We start from the raw sequence: 2,824 nt of genomic DNA, 5'->3' as shown, positions 1-2,824 counted from the left end.
GTGGGCCGGTCGGATGACCAGGTGAAGGTGCGGGGTTTCCGTATCGAGCTGGGTGAGGTGGAGTCCGCGCTCGCCGGCCATCCGGACATCGCACAGGCTGTTGTGCTCGCTCCGCCCGTGCAGGGCGCCGGGAGCGCGAAGCGGCTGGTCGCGTACGTGGTCCCGGGTGCCGGAGCCGTCCCCACGGCGGCCGGTCTGCGGGAGTTCCTGGCCGGTGTCCTGCCGGAGTACATGGTGCCGTCCGCGGTGGTGACGCTGGACGCGTTGCCGCTGATGCCGAACGGCAAGGTCGACCGCAAGGCCCTGGCCGGTGTGGATCCGTCCGGTGTCGAGGAGACCGGGTATGTGGCTCCGCGTTCCGTGACGGAGGAGACTCTGTCCGGGATCTGGGCGCGGGTGCTGGGTGTGGAGCGGGTCGGCGTGGACGACAACTTCTTCGATCTCGGCGGGGACTCGATCCTCAGCATCCAGGTCGTCTCCCAGGCCCGCGCGGCCGGGCTGCGTATCTCACCCAAGGACGTGTTCGACCGCCAGTCGGTACGGGCCCTGGCCGAGCACCTGACCCGGGTCGCCGCGGCGGACCGGACGACCGACGCGGCCGGACCCGAGCCCCTCGCAACCGTCGAGGGCCCGGTACGTCTCACGCCCATCCAGGAGTGGTTCTTCGGGAGCCCGGCCGGCCCCTCGCACCGGTTCGACATGTCGATGGCCGCCACACTCGCCCCCGGTACGAACCTCGACGCGCTCGCGGAAGCGGTGGCCGCCCTGGTGGCTCACCATGACGCGCTGCGGCTGCGCTTCGTACGCGACGAGGCCGGCGTATGGACGCAGTACGTCGCCGACGCGGCGGACAGTACCCACCCGTACACGGAACACACCGACCTCACGCAACTCCCCTCCGGTGAGCGGCAGTCCGAGATGGACCGGCTCACGGACATCGCCCGCGACGCGCTGGACCTCACCGAGGGACCGCTGCTCCGCGCGCTGACCTTCGGGCTCGGGGAGGACGGCGACCGACTGGTGCTGCTGGTCCACCACGCCGTGGTCGACGGGGTGTCGTGGCGGGTGTTGCTGGAGGATCTGGCTCTGGCGTATGGGCAGTTGGTGTCGGGGGCGGTGGTGGATCTGGGTCCGCGTTCCGCGTCGTTCCAGGAGTGGGCTTCGCGGTTGCGGTCGCATGTGGAAGCGGGTGGTTTCGACGCGGAGCTGGAGTACTGGAGCGGAGTCGGCCAGGGCGTACGGACCGAACTGCCGGGTGTGACGCCCACGACCGAGCAGGCCGCGGGCACGCGAGCGGCCGACCCGGCCGAGCCCATGGCACCGGCCACCGCCTCGGCCCAGCCCATGGCACCGGCCACCGCCTCGGCCGAGCTGTCGCCCGACGCCACCCGCAGACTCCTGCACAAGGTGCCCTCGGTGTACCGCACGCGGGTCAACGAGGTGCTCCTCGCCGTACTCGCCCGCGTCCTCGGCCGCTGGACCGGCCAGGACCGCGTCCTCGTGGACGTCGAGGGGCACGGCAGGGAAGAGATCTTCCTGGATCTCGACCTGTCCCGGACCGTGGGCTGGTTCACCACCGTCTTCCCCCTGGAGCTGGCGTCCGGTACGGAGCCGGGACCCCGCGCCGACGGCGGCGCGAGCGAGCCCGACTGGGCCGTCCTCGTCAAGTCCGCCAAGGAGCGGCTGCGTTCGGTGCCCGGCCGTGGTCTGGGCTACGGCGCGCTGCGCCATCTGCGCCGCTCCGTCCCCGCGATCCACCCACAGGTCAGCTTCAACTACCTCGGTCAGTTCGACACCGTCACGAGCGGTGCGACGGGCTCGGGCTCCGCCCCACAAGGGCCGCTCCAGGAGGTCGGTTTCATCCAGGACGACGCCGGCCTGCTCGCCGGTCGTGACCACGCCCTCGATGTGACATCCCGGGTCGCGGACGGCCGGCTGCTGGTCGACTTCGTCTGGGCGCCCGGTGTGTTCTCCGAGGCGGTGATGGAGCGGCTGGCGTCGGCGTTCGTGGGAGAGCTGGAGGGTTTCCTGGCGCATTGTGAGCTGCCGGGTGCCGGTGGTGTCACGCCGTCGGACTTTCCGCTGTCGCCGTTGGATCAGGCGGGTCTGGACGCGGCGGTCGGTGACGGGCGTGGTGTCGAGGATGTCCTGCCGCTGATGCCGTTGCAGTCCGGGATGCTCTTCCACGCCCTCGCCGAGGCGGACAGGCCGGCCTACTTCGAGCAGCTGATGTACGTGGTCGACGGGGTGCCGGACGTCGACCGGTTCGCCGCGTCCTGGCAGCGCATGGTCGACGAGATACAGGCGCTGCGGATCGGTCTCGTGTGGGAGGGCGTGCCCGAACCGGTACAAGTGGTTCACCGGGACGTACGTCTGCCGGTCGAGATCCTGGACTGGCGCGACAGCCTCCTGACGGAACAGGACGCCCGCTGGGAAGCCCTGCTGGCCGCCGACCACAAGCGGGGTCTGGATCTGCGCCGGGTGCCGCTGGCGCGGCTGACCCTGGCCCGGCTCGGTGAGGGCCGTGTCCGCGTCCTGTTCACCTTCCACCACATCCTGCTCGACGGCTGGAGCGTCGCGCGGGTGCTCTCCCTCGTCCTCGACGACTATGCGGCGCGACGGGATGGGTTGGTGTTGCCGGTGGTGGTGGGTGGTCGTGGGCTGGGTGTTCAGGCCGGGTGGATGGCGGGGCGTGATGTGGGGGTGGCGGAGGAGTTCTGGCGCGTTGGTCTGGCGGGTTTTGACGCGCCGGTGGCGTTGCCGTATGACCGGCCGGCTGTTCATGCCGGTCAGGCTCGTTCTTCGGAGCGGGTGGAGGTGGAGT

At 70.8% G+C, this 2,824-nt stretch carries 1 protein-coding gene; it reads left to right on the top strand.

Going from position 1 to position 2,824, the window contains the following annotated elements:
* On the top strand, nucleotides 1-2,824 hold a 2,824-nt coding region (locus CU044_RS13545; RefSeq protein ID WP_240045560.1), incomplete at both ends, for a condensation domain-containing protein.

It is taken from the genome of Streptomyces sp. L-9-10 (assembly GCF_004151105.1).
Taxonomy (GTDB): domain Bacteria; phylum Actinomycetota; class Actinomycetes; order Streptomycetales; family Streptomycetaceae; genus Streptomyces.
This window is presented reverse-complemented; position numbering and strand designations above follow the sequence as displayed.